Origin of the sequence: Christiangramia marina (assembly GCF_048285865.1) — a bacterium.
Taxonomy (GTDB): Bacteria; Bacteroidota; Bacteroidia; order Flavobacteriales; family Flavobacteriaceae; genus Christiangramia; species Christiangramia marina.
The window spans coordinates 171468-172353 of record NZ_JBLVTK010000002.1 but is presented as its reverse complement, the minus strand read 5'-3'; the positions used below and the strand labels follow the sequence as shown (position 1 = coordinate 172353).

Genomic DNA, 886 nt, shown 5'->3' with positions numbered 1-886 from the left:
CCGTGTGATAGATACACCTTTTACTAATAATTCTCCTGTAGATCCTGAACCCTGGATTATTCTTGTAGCAGGATTTTTGATAGGTTTAATTATACCAATTTTAATCATATTCGCTAAGAATTTCTTAGATACTAAAGTTCATCATAAGGGTGATTTGACATCATTATTGAAGGATGTGCCATTCTTAGCGGAATTGCCTAGAATCAAACCAGAAGAAACTGACGTTATTCAACTTAATGACAGATCTCCATTGGCTGAATCATTCAGAATACTAAGAACCAATCTGGCCTACTTAGTGCAAAATAAAGATAAAACCAGAGGAGACGTTATTTTTGTAACTTCTACAATTAAGGGGGAGGGGAAAACCTTTGTTTCTTACAATGTTTCCAGGACTTTAGCAAGTTCTAATAAAAAAGTTTTATTAATTGGAGCTGATATAAGAAACCCGAAATTGCATAGGTATACTAGTGATACTGTAGGTGCTAAAGAGAAAGGTTTATCTGATTATTTATATGATTATGATGTACAGGTAGCGGATATCATTTCTAAAACGAATGATCATAATATAGAAGTTGATGTAGTTTTATCTGGCCCAATACCTCCAAATCCTGCAGAATTACTAATGAACGATCGTATGGAAAGCTTGATAGAAAAATCGAGAGCTAATTATGATTACATCATTGTCGATACAGCCCCTACCATGATTGTGACTGATACTCTTTTGATAAGTCAATTGGCAGACTATACACTTTATGTTACCAGAGCAGATTATACTGAAAAGGCTCTATTGGATTTTCCAAAAGAATTAAGAAAACAAGGTAAGCTGAAAGGTCTTGCAGTTATACTTAATGATATCGATTATTCAAAGTTTAGCTATGGTGCTCAG

The 886-nt window shown here is 34.0% G+C and carries 1 protein-coding gene; it reads left to right on the top strand.

Going from position 1 to position 886, the window contains the following annotated elements; translation table 11 throughout:
• A partial coding sequence (locus tag ACNKXS_RS07250) for a polysaccharide biosynthesis tyrosine autokinase (RefSeq protein ID WP_417920293.1) occupies positions 1–886 on the top strand: 886 nt, incomplete at both ends.